The following is a 17,949-nucleotide window of genomic DNA, read 5'->3' as shown; positions in this document are numbered from 1 at the left end:
GAGAACACCATCATGACGCAAGCTCTGCAAGCCCTGATCGACCAGGCCTGGGAAGACCGCACCAGCCTGTCGCCGAAGTCCGCGCCGAACGATATCCGCGAAGCCGTGGCCAACGTGATCTCGCAGCTGGACGCCGGCACGCTGCGCGTGGCCGAGAAGCAAGGCCAGGACTGGATCGTCAACCAGTGGGTCAAGAAGGCCGTGCTGCTGTCGTTCCGTCTGGAAGACAACGCGCCGATGAGCGCCGGCGGCTTTGCCCAGTTCTACGACAAGGTGCCGACCAAGTTCGCCAACTGGAGCCAGGACGACTTCGCCAAGGCCGGCTTCCGCGTGGTGCCGCCGGCCGTGGCCCGCCGTGGCTCGTTCATCGCCAGGAACGCCGTGCTGATGCCGTCGTACGTGAACATCGGCGCCTACGTGGACGAAGGCACGATGGTCGACACCTGGGCCACCGTCGGTTCGTGCGCCCAGATCGGCAAGAACGTTCACCTGTCGGGTGGCGTGGGCATTGGCGGCGTGCTGGAGCCGCTGCAGGCCAACCCGGTCATCATCGAGGACAACTGCTTCATCGGCGCCCGTTCGGAAGTGGTGGAAGGCGTGATCGTTGAAGAAAATTCGGTGATCTCGATGGGCGTGTACCTGGGCCAGTCGACCAAGATCTACGACCGCGAAACGGGCGAGATCCACTATGGCCGCGTGCCGGCCGGTTCGGTGGTGGTGGCGGGCAACCTGCCGTCCAAGGATGGCAAGTACAGCCTGTACTGCGCCGTGATCGTGAAGAAGGTGGACGCGCAAACCCGCGCCAAGACCAGCCTGAACGACCTGCTGCGCGACTGATCCACGGATCTGTCGAGCCGCACCCAGCCGCCGGGCCCGTCCCGGCGGCGGATCACAGCCCCGCCGATGCCATCCTCTGCCAAGCGATTCATGGCCCTCGACCCCGCCACCGTCAGTACCGTGCTATCCCTGCTGCCCACCATCCTCGAACAGGCCAACAAGACCATCGAGAAGCTCAAGAAGGGCAAGCGCAAGGACGGCAGCGAAACCACGCAGCCCGACGCCGAGCCGCCGCGCGACCCGGCCGCGCGCATCGCGGAACTGGAAGCGGCCGCCATGCAGCAGGCCGAGGCGGTCAAGCTGCTGGCCGAGCAGCACGCGATCACGATCGAGGCGCTGCGCCGCGAGGCCGCGCGGCTGGACCGCCGGCTGCGCCTGATGACAGCCGTGGCCATGGCTGGCGTGGCATTTGGCCTGGGCGGGCTGATCATCGCGATCAACCTGCTGTTCCGTTAATTTCACCCCGATTCCGCGCACCATGACCGTCTTGCTCTACGGCATTCCCAACTGCGACACCGTCAAGAAGGCCCGCACCTGGCTGGAATCGAACGGTGTCGATTACACGTTCCACGATTTCAAGAAGCAAGGCGTCGACGAGAAGATGTTGCGCGCCTGGCTCAAGCACGTGCCGCTGGCCACGCTGCTGAACAAGAAAGGCACGACGTACCGCGCGCTGTCCGACGCCGACAAGGCCAAGGCGGACAACGAAGCCGGCGCCGTGGCCCTGATGCAGACCAGCCCGTCGCTGATCAAGCGCCCGGTACTGGATCGCGATGGCCAGGTCAGCGTGGGGTTTTCCGCCGACACGTACGCCTCGCTGTTCTGAAGACCCGCATTTCGCACCATTCGTCGCACCTGCCCGCACCATGAATCCGACCCTTGCCCTGACCGAAGACCTGATGCGCCGCCGCTCGGTCACCCCCGCCGACGAAGGCTGCCAGTCCGTGCTGGAAGCGCGCCTGAGCGCGCTTGGCTTTACCTGCGAGAACATCGTCAGCGGCCCTGACAGCTTCCGCGTGACCAACCTGTGGGCGGTCAGGCGCGGCACGCAGGGCACGGCGGGCAAGCTGCTGGCCTTTGCCGGCCACACCGACGTGGTGCCGACCGGCCCGCTCGACCAGTGGTCGTCCGACCCGTTCGAACCGACCCAGCGCGACGGCAAGCTCTACGGCCGTGGCGCGGCCGACATGAAGACGTCGATTGCCGGCTTCGTGGTGGCCTGCGAGGAATTCGTCGCCCGGCACCCCGACCACGCCGGTTCCATCGCGTTCCTGATCACCAGCGACGAGGAAGGCCCCGCGCACGACGGCACCGTGAAGGTGGTGGAAGCCCTGAAGGCACGTGGCGAACGGCTGGACTACTGCGTGGTGGGCGAACCGACCTCGGTCGATACGCTGGGCGACATGGTCAAGAACGGCCGCCGCGGGTCGCTGTCGGGCAAGCTCACGGTCAAGGGCGTGCAGGGCCACATCGCCTACCCGCACCTGGCACGCAACCCGATCCACCTGGCCGCGCCGGCGCTGACCGCGCTGGTGGCCGAGACGTGGGACCAGGGCAACGAGTATTTCCCGCCCACCACGTGGCAGATGTCGAATATCCATGCGGGCACCGGCGCCACCAACGTGATTCCGGGCCACGTGACCATCGACTTCAATTTCCGCTTCTCGACGGCCAGTACGCCGGACGGCCTGAAGCAGCGCGTGCATGCGATCCTGGACCAGCACGGCCTGGAATACACGCTGGACTGGACACTGGGCGGCGAGCCGTTCCTGACGCCGCGCGGCGATCTTTCCGACGCGCTGGCGGCCGCCATTGCCGCCCAGTGCGGGGTGACGACCGAGCTGTCGACCACGGGCGGCACGTCCGACGGCCGCTTCATCGCCAAGATCTGCCCGCAGGTCATTGAATTCGGCCCGCCGAACGCCAGCATCCACAAGATCGACGAACACGTGGAAGTGCGCTTCATCGAGCCGCTCAAGAACGTTTACCGTGGCGTGCTGGAACGCCTGATCGCCTGATCGGCTGATCGACTTACCATTGGAACGACCCACCGCCATGGCTACCCCCTCCCCCCTGAAGACGGTCCGCGACCTGCTGCGCCTGGCCGTTTCCCGATTTACGGCCGCCCGGCTGTCGTTCGGCCACGGCAGCGCCAACGCCTATGACGAAGCGGCCTACCTGGTGCTGCACACGCTGAACCTGCCGCTGGACACGCTCGATCCGTTCCTCGACGCGCGCCTGCTGCCCGAGGAAGTCGACGCCGTGCTCAAGGTGATAGACCGCCGCGTCACGGAACGCGTGCCGGCCGCGTACATCACGCACGAAGCGTTCATGCACGGCCTGCGCTTCTACGTGGATTCGCGCGTGATCGTGCCGCGCAGCTTTATCGGCGAATTGCTACAGGACGGCCTGGAGCCATGGCTGGGCGACATCGGGCAGATCGGCCCGGTGCTGGAACTTTGCACCGGCTCGGGCTGCCTGCCGATCATCGCCGCGCATGTCTGGCCCAATGCGCGCATCGACGCCGTGGACATTTCGCCGGACGCACTGGCCGTGGCCCGCCGCAACGTGGCGGACTACAAGATGGAACACCGCATCGCGCTGTTCGAGGGCGACCTGTACGCGCCGCTGCCTTCGGGCGCCACGTACGACGTGATTCTGACCAATCCGCCCTATGTCAACGAGCAGTCGATGCGCGAACTGCCGGCCGAGTACCTGGCCGAGCCGCGCCTGGCACTGGCCGGCGGCGACGACGGCATGGACGTGGTGCGCCGTATCGTCGCTGGCGCCAAAAAGCGCCTGAACCCGGGCGGCGTGCTGGTGGTGGAAATCGGCAACGAACACGACAACGTGGAAGCGGCCTTCCCCGATCTCGATATCGTCTGGCTGTCCGTTAGCGCGGGCGATGACCAGGTGTTTTTGGTGACGTACGACGCGTTGCCGGATTGAGTGCAAGCCAGGGCCCCAAACCCACCAAGATTTGGTGGGTGGTTTGGGGTCGAAATATATAAAAAGTTCGGCCAGCGCCAATTTGGTGTGGCGTATGGCGGTGCACTGTGCGTTTTGAGTGACGTAAACAGCATCGCCTAATAAAAAGTAGACGAGTAGCCCGAAAAACATAAAAATCCTTCGCCTGCCTAATAAAAAGTTGCGCCCCAAACATCACTTTAAGGGGTCGCCATGCACAGTATGCGATTGGTTGGATATGCCCGGCTGCGTGAACAGCTGAGGTAGGCCCACTTCACCGCGCGACCAGGTAGGTCTTTGCCCATCGTGGCGATGAAAGTATCCACTTCCCGCAGCTTGGCACACGGGTCCGGCCCGAAACGTTCGACGCCATCGAACATGCCGTCCAGGCGGTGTTTTTTGCTGAGGCCGACGACGCCGATACGCACCGCTAAACAAAAAAACGCCGCGACCCCGCGGCGTTTTTCTTAGGAAAACTCCTACCCGGATCAGCTTCCCGGCCCGACCGAATAGATCGTGCCGTTCGACGACACCTGATAGTAGTCGGCGCCGACGCCTACCCAGTGATACCCCTTCTTGGGCGCGGGCAGGTTGTAGTCCTTGTACTTGTCGATCACGTACTGCCGGTCGCGGAATTCTGCCGGCAGCTTTTCGCCCTTGTTCCACTTCTTGGGCGAGTAAGGCGACTGGGCGCCCATCGGCGCCGAGCCAGACTGGCCGGAGGACATGCCACCCTGCGACATGCCGCCTTGGGACCCGCCCGAGGACATACCGCCTTGGGACCCGCCCGAGGACATGCCGCCCTGAGACATGCCGCCTTGGGAACCAGAGCTCTGTCCCTTGTTCGACATGCCTTGGGGCTGCCTGCCGCTGGTGGCTGGCGGCATCGGAGTCGCATTGGGTGGCATCGCGCCTGCCTGGCCCGGGGATGGCATGGGGGTGGGACCCGACGGCTGGGTCTGGCCGGGCATCGGTTGTTGTTGCTGGGCCTGGGCGAGCGGCACGGACAGCAGGCCGGCGGCGACCAGTACAGCGGGTATTAACGTCTTTGTTTGCATCGTGATCTCCTCACAGACGGAACACGGCAGACTGTCCCAGAACCAGGGCAGTCCCAAGAAAGCTTAGTAGCAAATGCAGGGCCCGCATGACGGCCCGATGTCGACCGGGCGTCTCCCGGGCTGGCTTTCTCCAATGATTTCAACGATTTGGGACGCGCGTGCGGCGGATGCCCGGACTGAAGAAAACGCGCAGAGGGGCGTCGATCGCCGGTAGTTTTGGCATGCAGCCGTGTCATATCTTCCCGCGCGGCCCTCCTCGTGGTCCCCGCTTCACCGGTGCGATGCCCTGCTGCGCCGCGCCATAACATTTTCTTGAAGCGGCGCGCAAAGTCTCCTAGAAATTGGTCAGACCGCTTGACCATTTGTCCGCTGCCTGCCCGGGATACCCCATGCCGCTTCAGCAGATCGAACCGCGTCGCCTGTACCGCCAGATTGCCGACCAGCTGCGCCGGTTGATCGAAAGCGGGGAGTTCCCCGTTGGCGCGCGGCTGCCGCCCGAGCGCGACCTGGCGGTGCAACTGGGCGTGTCGCGTCCGTCGGTACGTGAGGCGCTGATTGCGCTGGAGGTGGAAGGCCTGGTCGAGGTCCGCATGGGATCGGGCATCTATGCCTGCGCGGCCGATGCCACGCCCCCCACCGTGCACGGGGGCGGCATCGTGGCGGCGACGCCGCTGGACGTGATCCGCGCCCGCCAGGTGATCGAAGGCGAAATGGCCGCCGGCGCCGCGCGCCACTGCACGCCGGCACTGCTGGAGGCGCTGGCCGAATCGATCGCGCTGATGGAAGAGGAAGCCGGCGGCGGCCATATCCCCGTGCGCGGCGACCGCATGTTTCATCTGCGCATTGCCGAGGTATCGGAAAACGCCGTGCTGCTGCGCCTGGTGGCCGAGCTCTTCGACGAGCGCCATAACCCGCTGTTCGCGCAGTTTGGCAACCATTTCGAGAATGCCGAAAGCTGGGCCGCCGCCATTGCCGAACACCGTGCCGTGGTGAACGCCATCGATTCCGGCTCGCCCGATGCGGCGCGGGCCGCGATGTGCGACCACCTGGAACTGTCGCATCACCGCTTCTATGCGGCGTGGCCGGGCCATGGCAAAGACGTGAAAGCCCACAGCGAGGAGTCGTGATGTCCCTGACCTGCCATATCCACGCCAGCGAAGACCTGCGCTTTACCGAAGTGGAACCGGCCGCCCCCGGCCCGCACGATGTGCTGGTGCGCCTGGGCGCGGCCGGCATCTGCGGGTCGGACCTGCACTACTACTTCCACGGCAAGGTCGGCGCGTTCGTCATCCAGGAACCGCTGACGCCGGGGCACGAAGCGTCCGGCATCGTCGAGGCGGTGGGCAGCGCCGTCACGCGCGTGGCGCCGGGCATGAAGGTGGCGATCAATCCGTCGCACGCGTGCGGCCAGTGCGACTACTGCCGCGCCGGCCGCGACAACCTGTGCCGCAACATGCGCTTCCTGGGCAGCGCCAGCGTGTTTCCGCATGTGCAGGGCATGTTCCGCCAGCACTTCCCGATGCATGAGCGGCAGTTGACGCCAGTGCACGCCGATATCTCGCTGGGCGAACTGGCCTTTGCCGAACCGCTGTCGGTGGCGCTGCACGGCGTGAACCGGGCCGGCGAACTGCTCGGCAAGACCGTGCTGGTGACCGGCGGGGGCACCATCGGCAGCCTGACCGTAATGGCCGCGCGACTGGCCGGCGCGGCGCAGATCATCGTGTGCGATATCGCCCAGCGGCCGCTCGACGTGGCGGCGGCGGTGGGCGCAGACCGCACCATCCTGACCACGCAGGTGCACGCCAGCGAACTGCAGGACATTGCCGACGTGAGCCTGGAGGCCGCCGGCAGCGTCGCCGCGCTGAGCACGTGCCTGACGGCCACGCGCCGGGGCGGCCGCATCGTACAGGTTGGCACCCTGCCGGCCGAAGGGCTGCACTTTCCCGCCAACAGCATCATGGCGCGCGAACTCGATTACGTGGGCGCGTTCCGCTTCGGCCGCGAATTCGACTGGGCGGTGCAGTACCTGACCAGCCGGCGGCTCGACGTGCGGCCGCTGCTGTCCGCCCAGTTGCCGCTGGCACAGGCGGTCGAGGCCTTCCAGCTGGCCGCCGACAAATCCCGCAGTACCAAGGTGCAGTTGACCGGATAAGGTTTTGCCCTCGCATGCCGACTGGTCACCTCTATAAGACCGGCGGATCTTTCACCGAAAAAGGAGACCCATGATGCTACGTCGCCGGCAGTTCTCGTCCACGCTCGGTGCGGCCCTGCTGTTCGCCGCCACCCTGACCACCCCCGCGCTGGCCCAGCAGGCTTCCCCGATCAAGCTCAAATGGGCGCACGTCTATGAAACCTCGGAGCCGTTCCACAAATGGTCGGTCTGGGCCGCCGACGAGATCAGGAAGCGCACCAACGGCAAGTATCAGATCGACGTGTTCCCGGCGTCGCAACTGGGCAAGGAGAACGATATCAACCAGGGCCTGGCGATGGGCACGGTGGACATCATCATCTCGGGCTCCAGCTTCGCGGCCAAGTCGTTCCCGCGCATCGGCGTGACGTACTACCCATACATCTTCCGGGGCCCCGACCACCTGCTGGCCTACACGAAGAGCGACATCTACAAGGAACTGACGGCGGGCTACGAGCAAAAGACCGGCAACCATATCGTGGCCACCACGTATTACGGCACGCGCCAGTCCACGTCGAACAAGCCGTTCTCGCACTGCGCCGAGATGAAGGGCCTGAAGATGCGCGTGCCTGACGTGCCGGCCTACCTGGCCATGCCCCGGGCTTGCGGCGTGAATACGTCGCCGATCGCGTTTGCCGAGGTCTACCTGGCGCTGCAGAACGGCACCGTGGAAGCCCAGGAAAATCCGCTGACCACCATCGAGGCGAAGAAGTTCTACGAGGTGCAGAAGTACATCGTGCTGACCGGCCATATCGTCGATCACCTGAACACGATTGTCTCGGGCGCGCTCTGGAAGAAGCTGTCCGAGCCCGAGCGCAAGATGTTCCTCGACGTGGCGCAGGAAGCCGCTGCCAGGGCCACGGCCGACGTGGTGGCGCGCGAAAAGGAACTCGTGGCGGTGTTCAAGCAAAAGGGCATCACGGTGACAGAGGTCAGCATCCCCGAGTATCGCGACGCCGTGCTCAAGAACGTCAGCGTCGAGTCGCAGGGCTATCGCAAGGCGGACTGGGAAAAGATCCAGGCGGTGAAGTAAGCCCGACTCGCAATCCCGCTCCCCTCTCCCGTACACGGGAGAGCGGAGAAAAACCACCACACGAACCGGAGACTTCCAATGGAACTGCGCTCCCAGGCCTTGCCCGACCGGTCCACGGACACCCCGCCCGCCGACGGCGCCCCGCACATGACTTCGGTCGAGGAAATCGTCCACACGTTCGAGGCCGCCGATGCGCAGCCGGTGGACCTGTCCGGCTACGCCGCCGAGGACTGGTTCACCGTGGGCCTGTTCTGGATCATGACGCTGCTGGTCTTCATGCAGTTCTTCACGCGCTACGTGATGAACGATTCGCTGGCCTGGACCGAGGAACTGGCCACCTACTGCCTGATCGGCGTGGTCTTCATCGGCGCGTCGATGTGCGTGCGCAAGAGCCGGCATATCCAGGTGGACCTGATCTATCGCTACCTGCCGCATGGCGCGGCGCGCGTGCTGTCCACGCTGGTCGACGTGCTGCGCACGGCGTTCCTGGGCTACGCCGCGTGGCTGGTCTGGAAGTACATCGGCATTGTGGGCGACGAGCCGATGACCACCATCGACTGGAACAAGAACCATGTGTACTGGGCGGCGCTGCTCGGCTTTGTGCTGATGCTGGGACGCTCGATCCAGGTGACCTGGCAAAACTGGCGAAACGGCTATTCGATTCTGGAACGCCCGGAAGCCTTCGAATCGTTTGACGACTAAGGAGCCCGGGCATGTGGATCCTGATTGCTTCGTTCTTGCTGCTGATGCTGGTGGGCATGCCGGTGGCCGTGTCGATGGCGCTGGCGTCGCTGTTCTATATCTGGGCCAGCGGCACAGTGCCCGACGTGATCCTGGCCCAGCGCATGATCGCCGGCGTGGAGAGTTTTCCGCTGCTGGCCGTGCCGTTCTTCATCCTGGCCGGCAACCTGATGAACGTGGCCGGCATCACGGGCCGCATCTACAACTTCGCGGTGGCGCTGGTGGGCTGGATGCGCGGCGGCCTGGGCCACGTCAACATCATCGGCTCGGTGATCTTCTCGGGCATGAGCGGCACGGCCATTGCCGATGCGGCCGGCCTGGGCACCATCGAGATCAAGGCGATGAAGGACCACGGCTACGAGACCGAATTCGCCGTGGGCGTGACGGCGGCATCGGCCACGCTGGGCCCGATCATCCCGCCGTCGCTGCCGTTCGTGATCTACGGCATGATGGCCAACGTGTCCATCGGCTCGCTGTTCCTGGCCGGCATCGTCCCTGGGCTGGTGCTGACGCTGTTCATGATGGCCACCGTGGCGTGGATCGCGCACCGGCGCGGCTGGGGCGGCGACACGGCGTTCTCGTGGAAGCTGCTCGGCTCGGCCACGGTGGAGATCATCGTGGTGCTGGCCTTCCCGATGGCGATCTGGCTGGCCGTGTCGGCCGGCATGTCGACCAACATGGCGGCGATGATTGCCCTGGTGGTGCTGCTGGCGCTGGACTGGTACTTCGACTTCTCGGCCGTGATGGCGCTGATGGCGCCCGTGATCCTGATCGGCGGCATGACGCTGGGCTGGTTCACGCCCACCGAGGCAGCCGTGGCCGCGGTCATCTGGGCCCTGTTCCTGGGCCTGGTGCGCTACCGGTCGATGACGATGCGGGCGCTGGCCCGCGCCACGCTCGATACGGTGGAAACCACCGCGTCGGTGCTGTTCATCGTCACGGCGGCGTCGATCTTCGCCTGGCTGCTGACCACGAGCCAGGCCGCGCAGGCGCTGACGGACGCCATCCTGGGCTTCACGCACAACAAGTGGGTATTCCTGCTGCTGGCCAACGTGCTGATCCTGATCGTCGGCTGCTTTATCGACACCACGGCGGCCATCACGATCCTGGTGCCGATCCTGCTGCCCATCGTGCTCAAGCTCGGCATCGACCCGATCCACTTCGGCCTGATCATGACGCTGAACCTGATGATCGGCCTGCTGCACCCGCCGCTGGGCATGGTGCTGTTCGTGCTGGCGCGCGTGGCCAGGCTGTCGGTGGAGCGCACCACGGTGGCCATCCTGCCGTGGCTGATCCCGCTGTTCCTGACCCTGATCGCCATCACCTACGTGCCCGAGATCACGTTGTGGCTGCCCAACCTGGTAGGCAGCAAATGACGACGATCACGCACGTTGAACTGCTGCAGGTCGATCTGCCACCCCCCGTTGCGCGCTCCGATGCGATCCAGTCGTTCGTTACCCAGGAAACGCCGATGGTGCGCGTGCGCTGCGACGACGGCAGCGAAGGCACGGGCTACAGCTATACGATCGGCACAGGCGGCTCGTCGGTCATGGCGCTGCTGCGCGACCACCTGGCGCCGCGGCTGATCGGCCGCGACCCGGCCCGCATCGAGCAGATCTGGCGCGACCTGCTGTTCAGCACCCACGCCACCTCGGTGGGCGCCATCACCAGCCTGGCACTGGCGGCCATCGACACGGCGCTGTGGGACTGGCGCTGCCGCCGCGACGGCCAGCCGCTGTGGCTCGCCGCCGGCGGTGCGCAGCAGCGCGTGCCGATGTACTCCACCGAAGGCGGCTGGCTGCACCTGTCGCCTGCCGAACTGGTCCAGGCCACGCTGGCGGCAAGGCAGGCGGGCTTCCAGGGGGTCAAGCTCAAGGTTGGCAAGCCGCATCTGGCCGAGGATCTCGACCGTCTTTACGCGGTGCGCGAAGCCGTGGGCAACCATTTCGCGCTGATGATCGACGCCAACCAGTGCTTCACGTCGGCCGAGGCCATCCGGCGCGCGCCCCACTATGAAGGCCTGGGCCTGTCATGGTTCGAGGAACCGCTGCCCGCCGACGACCTGTCCGGCCACGTCCGGCTTGCCGCCGCCACCCCCCTGCCGATTGCCGTGGGCGAATCGCTCTATTCCGCCGGCCAGTTTGCCGACTACCTGCGCCAGGGCGCCTGTTCGGTCGTGCAGGCCGATGTGGCGCGCGTGGGCGGCATCACGCCGTGGCTCAAGGTGGCGCACCTGGCCGAGGCCTGCAACGTCCCGATCTGCCCGCACTTCCTGATGGAGCTGCATGTGTCGCTCTGCGCGGCGGTGCCGAACGCCCCGTGGGTCGAGTACATCCCGCAGCTCGATGCCATCACGCACAGCCGCGTGGCGTTTGCCGATGGCCACGCCGTGCCGCCTGCGTCGCCGGGGCTTGGCATCGACTGGGACTGGGCCGCCATCGACCGCCGCGCCATGGCGCGCGCCACCGTTTCCTGACCTGGCTGACAGGACTGAGAACACAAACCCGCTTGAACCGATAAGGAGCCATCCATGTCGCAACGACTCACCGGCAAGATCGCGCTGGTCACGGCCGCCGGCCAGGGCATCGGCCGGGCCACGGCCGAAGCGTTCCTGCGCGAAGGCGCCCAGGTCATCGCCGCCGACATCAATCCCGAACCGCTGGCGGCGCTGGCTGCCCTGCCCGGCTGCCGGACGCTGCGGCTCGACGTCACCGATGGCGCGGCCGTGGACGCCGCCGCACGCGAGATCGGCCGCATCCACGTGCTGTTCAATGGCGCCGGCTTTGTCCACCACGGCACCATCCTGGACTGCGACGAGGCCGCCTTTGACTTTTCGATGAACCTGAACGTCCGCGCCATGTATCGCATGATGCGCGCGTTCCTGCCGGCCATGCTCGACGCGGGCGGCGGGTCGATCATCAACATGGCCTCGGTGGCCGGCAGCATCAAGGGCGCGCCCAACCGCTTTGTCTACGGCGCCTCGAAGGCTGCCGTGATCGGCATGACCAAGGCCGTGGCGGCCGACTACATCACGCGCGGCATCCGCTGCAATGCGATCTGTCCTGGCACCGTGGAATCGCCGTCGCTACGCCAGCGCATCGGCAACCAGGCCACCGCCAGCGGCCGCACGCTGGCGCAGGTGGAAGCCGATTTCATTGCCCGCCAGCCGATGGGCCGCATCGGCACGGCTGCCGAGATCGCCGCGCTGGCCGTGTATCTGGCATCGGACGAATCGGCCTTCACCACCGGCACCGCCCAGGTGATCGACGGCGGCTGGTCCAACTGACCCACGGGAGGCGCGCATGTCCGCACCGGCTGTCATCCGGATCCATCCCGCCGACGATATCGTCATCGCGTGCCGCCAGCTGTTGCCCGGCACGGTGCTGCACCAGGAGGGCGTCACCGTCGCCAGCCTGGTGCCGCCAGGCCACAAGGTGGCCGTGCGCGCCATTGCCGAAGGCGCGCCCGTGCGGCGCTACAACCAGATCATCGGCTTCGCGCGGCAGGCCATCGCGCCGGGCCAGCATGTGCATACCCACAACCTGGCCATGGGCGACTTCGCGCGCGACTACGCGGCCGGCACCGACGTCCACGACACGGCGAAGGCCACCGCCCCGGCCACGTTCGACGGCATCGTGCGGGTCGATGGCCGCATCGCCACGCGCAACTACATCGGCATCCTGACCTCGGTGAACTGCTCGGCCACGGTGGCACGTGCCATTGCGGACCATTTCCGGCGCGAAATCCACCCCGAGGCGCTGGCGCCCTACCCCAATGTGGACGGCGTGGTGGCGCTGACGCACGGCGCGGGCTGCGCCACCGACAGCGACGGCGAAAACCTGCGCGTGCTGCGCCGCACCCTGGCCGGCTACGCCCGGCATCCGAACTTTGCGGCGGTGCTGGTGGTGGGCCTGGGCTGCGAGACCAACCAGATCGATGCGCTGCTGGCCGAGCCAGGCCTGTCGGCGCTGGCCGAGGGGCCGCGCTTTCACAGCTTCAACATCCAGGACACCGGCGGCACGGCCAGGACCGTGGCGCGCGGCGTGGGCGTGGTGCAGGCGCTGCTGGAAGACGCCAACCGCGTCACGCGCCAGCCGGTACCGGCCAGCCACCTGATCGTGGGGCTGCAGTGCGGCGGCTCCGACGGCTATTCGGGCATTACCGCCAACCCGGCGCTTGGGGCGGCCGTGGACCTGCTCGTGGCGCAGGGCGGCACGGCGATCCTGTCGGAAACGCCCGAAATCTACGGCGCCGAGCACCTGCTGACGCGCCGCGCGGTGTCGGCGGCGGTGGCCGACCGGCTGATTGCCCGCATCCGCTGGTGGGAGGCCTATACCGCCCGCAACGCCGGCAGCATGGACAACAACCCGTCCGCCGGCAACAAGGCAGGCGGCCTGACCACCATCCTGGAAAAGTCGCTGGGCGCCGTGGCCAAGAGCGGCACCACCAATCTGGTGGATGTCTACGAATTTGCCGAACCGGTGCGCGCGCACGGGCTGGTCTTCATGGACACCCCGGGCTACGACCCCGTGTCGGCCACGGGCCAGGTGGCGGGCGGCGCCAACCTGATCTGCTTCACCACGGGCCGGGGGTCGGCCTATGGTTGCGCGCCGTCGCCGTCACTGAAGCTGTCCACCAACACTGCGCTGTGGCAGCGCCAGTCGGAGGATATCGACATCAACTGCGGCGACATCCTGGACGGCGAATCCACCATCGCCGACAAGGGCGCGGCCATCTTCCGGCTGATGCTGGAAACCGCCTCGGGCCGCCGCACCCGCAGCGAGCAGCACGGCTACGGCCAGAACGAATTCGTGCCCTGGGCGCTTGGCGCCGTGATGTAACCACCCCCCCGCATTGCCGGAGACCTGCATGAAGATCACCAACGCACGCGTTATCGTCTGCTGCCCGGGACGCAACTTCGTCACGCTCAAGATCGAAACCGACGAGGGGCTGACCGGCATCGGCGACGCCACGCTCAACGGGCGCGAACTGGCCGTGGCCAGCTATCTGGAAGACCACGTCGTCCCGTGCCTGATCGGGCGCGACGCGCACCAGATCGAGGACATCTGGCAATACCTGTACCGCGGCGCCTACTGGCGGCGCGGCCCGGTGACGATGAGTGCGATTGCCGCCGTGGACACGGCGCTGTGGGACATCAAGGCCAAGGCCGCCAATCTGCCGCTGTACCAGCTGCTGGGCGGCAAGAGCCGGACCGGGGTGATGGTCTACGGCCACGCCAACGGCAGTGACATCGGCCACACCGTGGAAGAGGTGCTGCGCTACAAGGAAATGGGCTACAAGGCGATTCGCGCGCAATCTGGCGTGCCGGGGCTGAACAAGGTGTACGGGGTGTCGCGCGACCGGCTGTTCTACGAGCCGGCCGATGCCAACCTGCCCTCCGAACACGACTGGAGCACCGAACGCTACCTGGATCACACGCCGAAGCTGTTCGACAAGGTGCGCGAAGCGGTGGGCCCCGACATCCACCTGCTGCACGACGTGCACCACCGGCTGACGCCGATCGAAGCGGGCCGGCTGGGCAAGTCGCTGGAGCCGTTCCGGCTGTTCTGGATGGAAGACGCAACGCCCGCCGAGGACCAGCGCGCGTTCCGGCTGATCCGCCAGCACACGGTCACGCCGCTGGCCGTGGGCGAGATTTTCAACAGCATCTGGGACTGCAAGGCCCTGCTGGAGGAACAGCTGATCGACTATATTCGAGCCACGGTCGTGCATGCCGGCGGCATCACCCATTTGCGCCGTATTGCCGACTTCGCGGCACTGCACCAGGTGCGCACGGGCTGCCACGGCGCGACGGACCTGTCCCCGGCCTGCATGGGCGCGGCACTGCATTTCGATATCTGGGTGCCCAACTTCGGCATCCAGGAATACATGCGCCATACCGAGGAGACCGATGCCGTCTTCCCGCACGCATACACGTTTCAGGACGGCATGATGTACCCCGGCGACGTACCGGGCCACGGCGTGGACATCGACGAGACGCTGGCCGCGAAGTACCCGTACCAGCGCGCCTACCTGCCGGTGAACCGGCTGGCGCACGACGGCACGCTGTGGCACTGGTAGCGCGGCGGGTGGCGATCGGCGTTGAGCGCAAGGCCTGACAAGGAGACCACGATGAGCGATATCGAACAGCTGCCGCGTCTGCATCCTGCCCGGCTCGGCGCGCTGCCGCCCGACGTGCGGCGTCCCGGCTATGCGCGCGACGCCCTGCGGGCGGGCATCGTTCACCTGGGGATCGGCGCCTTCCATCGCGGCCACCAGGCCGAGATCACTGAAGCCGCCATCGCGGCCATGGGGGAAGACGGACTGCGCTGGGGCATCATCGGCGTGTCGCTGCGCCGGCCCGACACGCGCGACGCGCTCAAGCCGCAGGAAGGCCTGTACACGCTGGCCCTGCGCAGCGCCACCGCCGAAACGCTGCAGGTCATCGGGGCCGTGCTTGGCGTGCTGGTGGCCGAGGAAGACCCCGAGATCGTGCTGGACCGCATCGCCCATCGCGACACCCGCATCGTCAGCCTGACCGTCACCGAGAAAGGCTATTGCCACGATCCCGCCACCGGCGAGTTGAACCGGGCCGACCGCGATATCGTCGAGGATCTGTCCGCCGTATCGCACCCCGTGACCGCCATCGGCTACCTGGCGCTGGGCCTGCAGCGGCGCATGCAGCGCGGCCTGGGCCCGGTCACGCTGCTGTCGTGCGACAACCTGGCCAGCAATGGCGATACGCTGCGCCGCGTGCTGCTGGCCTTCTGCGCCGAGATCGACCCGGCGCTGCACGACTGGGTGGCGGCGCGCTGCACGTTCCCCAACACGATGGTGGACCGCATCGTGCCCAAGACCACCATCGACGACGTGGCGCACGTCTCGTCGGCGCTGGGCCTGTACGACGCGTGGCCCGTGGTGGGCGAGCCGTTCTTCCAGTGGGTGATCGAGGACCGCTTCGCGGCGGGCCGCCCCGCATGGGAAGCCGGCGGCGCCCAGTTCGTCGCCGAGGCGCGCCCGTTCGAGGTACTCAAGCACCGGCTGGTCAACGGCAGCCAGTCGATGATGGCGTACCTGGGCGTGCTGGCCGGCTGGGCCACCACCGACCGCGTGATCGCCCAGCCTCCCGTGCATGCGTTCATTTCGGACACCATGGCGCGCGAAACCCAGCCCACGCTGCCGCCGCTGCCGGGGCTCGATGTGGACGCCTATCGCGCCAGCCTGCTGCCGCGCTTCACGAACCCGGCGCTGGGGCATCGCACCCGCCAGATCGCCATGGACGGGTCGCAGAAGATCCCGCAGCGGCTGCTGGCGCCGATCCGCGACCGCATTGCCGCCGGCCAGCCGTTTCCGCGCCTGGCGCTGGGTGTGGCCGCGTGGCTGCACTTCCTGCGCGGGTACGACGAGGCCGGCAACGCCTTCCCGATCGAAGACCCGCTGGCGCAGCCGCTGGCCGCCGCGATGGCCGACGCCGCGCGCCAGACCGAAAAACTGTTCGATGCCCGCACACGCGAGCAGACGCGCGTGCGGACCATCGCCGGCTTTGCGCCCGTGTTTGGCGACCTGGGGCAGTCGGCGGTGTTTGTAGACAGCGTGGCCACGCAGCTGGAACTGCTGTGCGCGCACGGCGTGACGGGTGCTCTCACGCGCGTCAACAGCACCGCCTAGCCCGACGCCAGCGCAGGCCACGCATGCGCTGGCGTCATGCCAGCATGCGCAGATATCGTTTCTCTCTCTTGCCGGGGCGCCCCTACCATCGGCCAGAGCCTGTCATAAAAGGGCTTCCCAGCGTTCTGCCAAACAGGGAGAGAGAGACATGCAAGCCAGCGCCCCCGCCTTTGCGGAGACCGCGCCCCAGATCGGGGCCAGTCAACGCCGCCGCGCCATCATCGCCACGGTGATCGGCAACGGCCTCGAATGGTTCGACTTCACGGTGTACAGCTTCTTCGCCGTGATCATCGCCAAACTGTTCTTCCCCACCGGAAACGACCTGTCATCGCTGCTGCTGGCCGTGGCCACGTTCGGCGTAGGGTTCTTCATGCGGCCCGTGGGCGGCATCATCCTGGGCGTCTACGCCGATCGTGTGGGCCGCAAGGCGGCGCTGTCGCTGACCATCCTGCTGATGGCCGCCGGCACCACGCTGATCGGCATCGCGCCCACCTATGACCAGATCGGCGTGTTCGCCCCGCTGCTCATCGTCATCGCGCGCCTGATGCAGGGTTTCTCGGCCGGCGGCGAGATGGGTGGCGCCACGGCGTTCCTGACCGAGTACGCGCCCGAGCGCCAGCGTGCCTACTATTCGAGCTGGATCCAGGCCAGCATCGGCGTGGCCGTGCTGCTGGGTGCCGCCGTGGGCACCTTCGTCACCGCGTCGCTGAGCCCCGAGGCGCTCAACAGCTGGGGCTGGCGCCTGCCGTTCCTGATCGGCATGATCATCGGCCCGGTCGGCTTCTATATCCGTCACAACCTTGAAGAGACGCCCACGTTCCAGGCGACCACCGACAAGACCGATTCGCCGCTGAAGGAAGTGCTGCGCGACTATCCGCGCCAGACCGCCGCCAGCTTCTCGATGGTGATCCTGTGGACGGTATGCACCTACGTGCTGCTGTTCTACATGCCGACCTACGCCATCAAGGTGCTCAAGGTGCCGCAATCGACCGGCTTCATCGCCGGCATGGCCGGGGGCATGGCGATCATGGTGTTCGCGCCCATCGTCGGCATGATGGCCGACCGGCTGGGCCGCCGCGGCCTGCTGTCGGGCGCCGCCGCGCTGATCTTCGTACTGGCCTGGCCGATGTTCGCCTACATCAACCACGCGCCGGGGCTGGCTTCGCTGCTGGTGTTCCAGATTGTCTTCGGCGTGCTGATTGCCGCCTACACGGGCCCGATCCTGGCCGCGTTTGCCGAACTGTTCCCGGCCAAGGTGCTGTCCACCGGCCTGTCGGTGGCCTACAACCTGGCCGTGACGATCTTCGGGGGCTTCGCCTCGTTCTTCATCACATGGCTGATCGCCAGCACGGGCAGCACCATGGCCCCGGCCATCTACGTGATGATCGCGGCGGCCATCAGCTTCTGCGGCACGCGCCTGGTGCGCGAGCCCGCCTACCTGCAATCGAAGTAATTGA

The 17,949-nt window shown here is 66.7% G+C and carries 17 protein-coding genes; 16 read left to right on the top strand and 1 reads right to left on the bottom strand.

Annotated features, from left to right (window positions below):
* The first annotated feature begins 12 nt into the window (after positions 1 to 12).
* The 5 genes from dapD (at position 13) to prmB (ending at position 3,786) form a co-directional block, all read left to right on the top strand.
* Positions 13 to 837 carry a 2,3,4,5-tetrahydropyridine-2,6-dicarboxylate N-succinyltransferase gene (gene dapD, locus AC3G88_RS22110; protein WP_101684181.1) on the top strand — a complete coding sequence of 275 codons (825 nt, stop codon included), beginning with the start codon at positions 13 to 15 and terminating at the stop codon, positions 835 to 837.
* 66 nt (positions 838 to 903) lie between these two features.
* On the top strand, positions 904 to 1,293 hold the full coding sequence (locus tag AC3G88_RS22105; protein ID WP_488773129.1) for a hypothetical protein: 390 nt from the start codon (positions 904 to 906) through the stop codon (positions 1,291 to 1,293).
* 22 nt (positions 1,294 to 1,315) lie between these two features.
* Positions 1,316 to 1,663 carry an arsenate reductase gene (locus AC3G88_RS22100; RefSeq protein ID WP_488773130.1) on the top strand — a complete coding sequence of 116 codons (348 nt, stop codon included), beginning with the start codon at positions 1,316 to 1,318 and terminating at the stop codon, positions 1,661 to 1,663.
* 40 nt (positions 1,664 to 1,703) lie between these two features.
* Positions 1,704 to 2,855 (top strand): succinyl-diaminopimelate desuccinylase, encoded by a 1,152-nt coding sequence (dapE, locus tag AC3G88_RS22095; RefSeq protein WP_488773131.1) that lies wholly within the window; start codon positions 1,704 to 1,706, stop codon positions 2,853 to 2,855.
* Between the two features lie 37 nt (positions 2,856 to 2,892).
* A complete protein-coding gene (gene prmB / locus AC3G88_RS22090; RefSeq protein WP_488773132.1) occupies positions 2,893 to 3,786 on the top strand; it encodes a 50S ribosomal protein L3 N(5)-glutamine methyltransferase in 894 nt (297 codons plus the stop codon).
* Positions 3,787 to 4,292: 506 nt separating this feature from the next.
* Here prmB and AC3G88_RS22085 read toward each other — a convergent pair.
* Positions 4,293 to 4,862, bottom strand: a complete 570-nt coding sequence (locus AC3G88_RS22085) for an RcnB family protein (RefSeq protein ID WP_488893979.1) — start codon at positions 4,860 to 4,862, stop codon at positions 4,293 to 4,295.
* A gap of 389 nt (positions 4,863 to 5,251) precedes the next feature.
* Between AC3G88_RS22085 and AC3G88_RS22080 the strand changes: the two genes are divergently transcribed.
* The 11 genes from AC3G88_RS22080 (at position 5,252) to AC3G88_RS22030 (ending at position 17,945) form a co-directional block, all read left to right on the top strand.
* A complete protein-coding gene (locus tag AC3G88_RS22080) occupies positions 5,252 to 5,989 on the top strand; it encodes a FadR/GntR family transcriptional regulator (RefSeq protein WP_488773134.1) in 738 nt (245 codons plus the stop codon).
* Positions 5,989 to 7,014, top strand: coding sequence for an L-idonate 5-dehydrogenase (locus AC3G88_RS22075; RefSeq protein WP_488773135.1), 1,026 nt, complete (start codon positions 5,989 to 5,991; stop codon positions 7,012 to 7,014). The genes AC3G88_RS22080 and AC3G88_RS22075 overlap by 1 nt, the downstream gene beginning before the upstream one ends.
* A 70-nt stretch (positions 7,015 to 7,084) precedes the next feature.
* Positions 7,085 to 8,083: a sialic acid TRAP transporter substrate-binding protein SiaP gene (locus tag AC3G88_RS22070; protein WP_488773136.1), complete on the top strand. Its 999-nt coding sequence runs from the start codon at positions 7,085 to 7,087 to the stop codon at positions 8,081 to 8,083.
* Between the two features lie 78 nt (positions 8,084 to 8,161).
* A complete protein-coding gene (locus tag AC3G88_RS22065; protein ID WP_488773137.1) occupies positions 8,162 to 8,785 on the top strand; it encodes a TRAP transporter small permease in 624 nt (207 codons plus the stop codon).
* A gap of 11 nt (positions 8,786 to 8,796) precedes the next feature.
* Complete coding sequence (locus AC3G88_RS22060; RefSeq protein ID WP_488773138.1) at positions 8,797 to 10,200, top strand: TRAP transporter large permease; 1,404 nt, start codon at positions 8,797 to 8,799, stop codon at positions 10,198 to 10,200.
* On the top strand, positions 10,197 to 11,300 hold the full coding sequence (locus tag AC3G88_RS22055) for a mandelate racemase/muconate lactonizing enzyme family protein (RefSeq protein ID WP_488773139.1): 1,104 nt from the start codon (positions 10,197 to 10,199) through the stop codon (positions 11,298 to 11,300). Before AC3G88_RS22060 ends, AC3G88_RS22055 begins: the two co-directional genes overlap by 4 nt.
* Positions 11,301 to 11,354: 54 nt before the next feature.
* Positions 11,355 to 12,110: an SDR family oxidoreductase gene (locus AC3G88_RS22050; RefSeq protein WP_488773140.1), complete on the top strand. Its 756-nt coding sequence runs from the start codon at positions 11,355 to 11,357 to the stop codon at positions 12,108 to 12,110.
* A 16-nt stretch (positions 12,111 to 12,126) separates the two neighbouring features.
* Positions 12,127 to 13,665: a UxaA family hydrolase gene (locus tag AC3G88_RS22045; RefSeq protein ID WP_488773141.1), complete on the top strand. Its 1,539-nt coding sequence runs from the start codon at positions 12,127 to 12,129 to the stop codon at positions 13,663 to 13,665.
* 28 nt (positions 13,666 to 13,693) lie between these two features.
* Positions 13,694 to 14,905 carry a D-mannonate dehydratase ManD gene (manD, locus tag AC3G88_RS22040; RefSeq protein ID WP_488773142.1) on the top strand — a complete coding sequence of 404 codons (1,212 nt, stop codon included), beginning with the start codon at positions 13,694 to 13,696 and terminating at the stop codon, positions 14,903 to 14,905.
* A 51-nt stretch (positions 14,906 to 14,956) separates the two neighbouring features.
* On the top strand, positions 14,957 to 16,492 hold the full coding sequence (locus AC3G88_RS22035) for a mannitol dehydrogenase family protein (protein WP_488773143.1): 1,536 nt from the start codon (positions 14,957 to 14,959) through the stop codon (positions 16,490 to 16,492).
* Positions 16,493 to 16,640: 148 nt separating this feature from the next.
* Positions 16,641 to 17,945: an MFS transporter gene (locus tag AC3G88_RS22030; protein WP_488773144.1), complete on the top strand. Its 1,305-nt coding sequence runs from the start codon at positions 16,641 to 16,643 to the stop codon at positions 17,943 to 17,945.
* The last annotated feature ends 4 nt before the right edge of the window (positions 17,946 to 17,949 follow it).

It is taken from the genome of Cupriavidus sp. 86D6, from assembly GCF_057815095.1.
The sequence above is the reverse complement of the archived record's forward strand: the minus strand, read 5'-3'. Positions and strand labels throughout refer to the sequence as shown.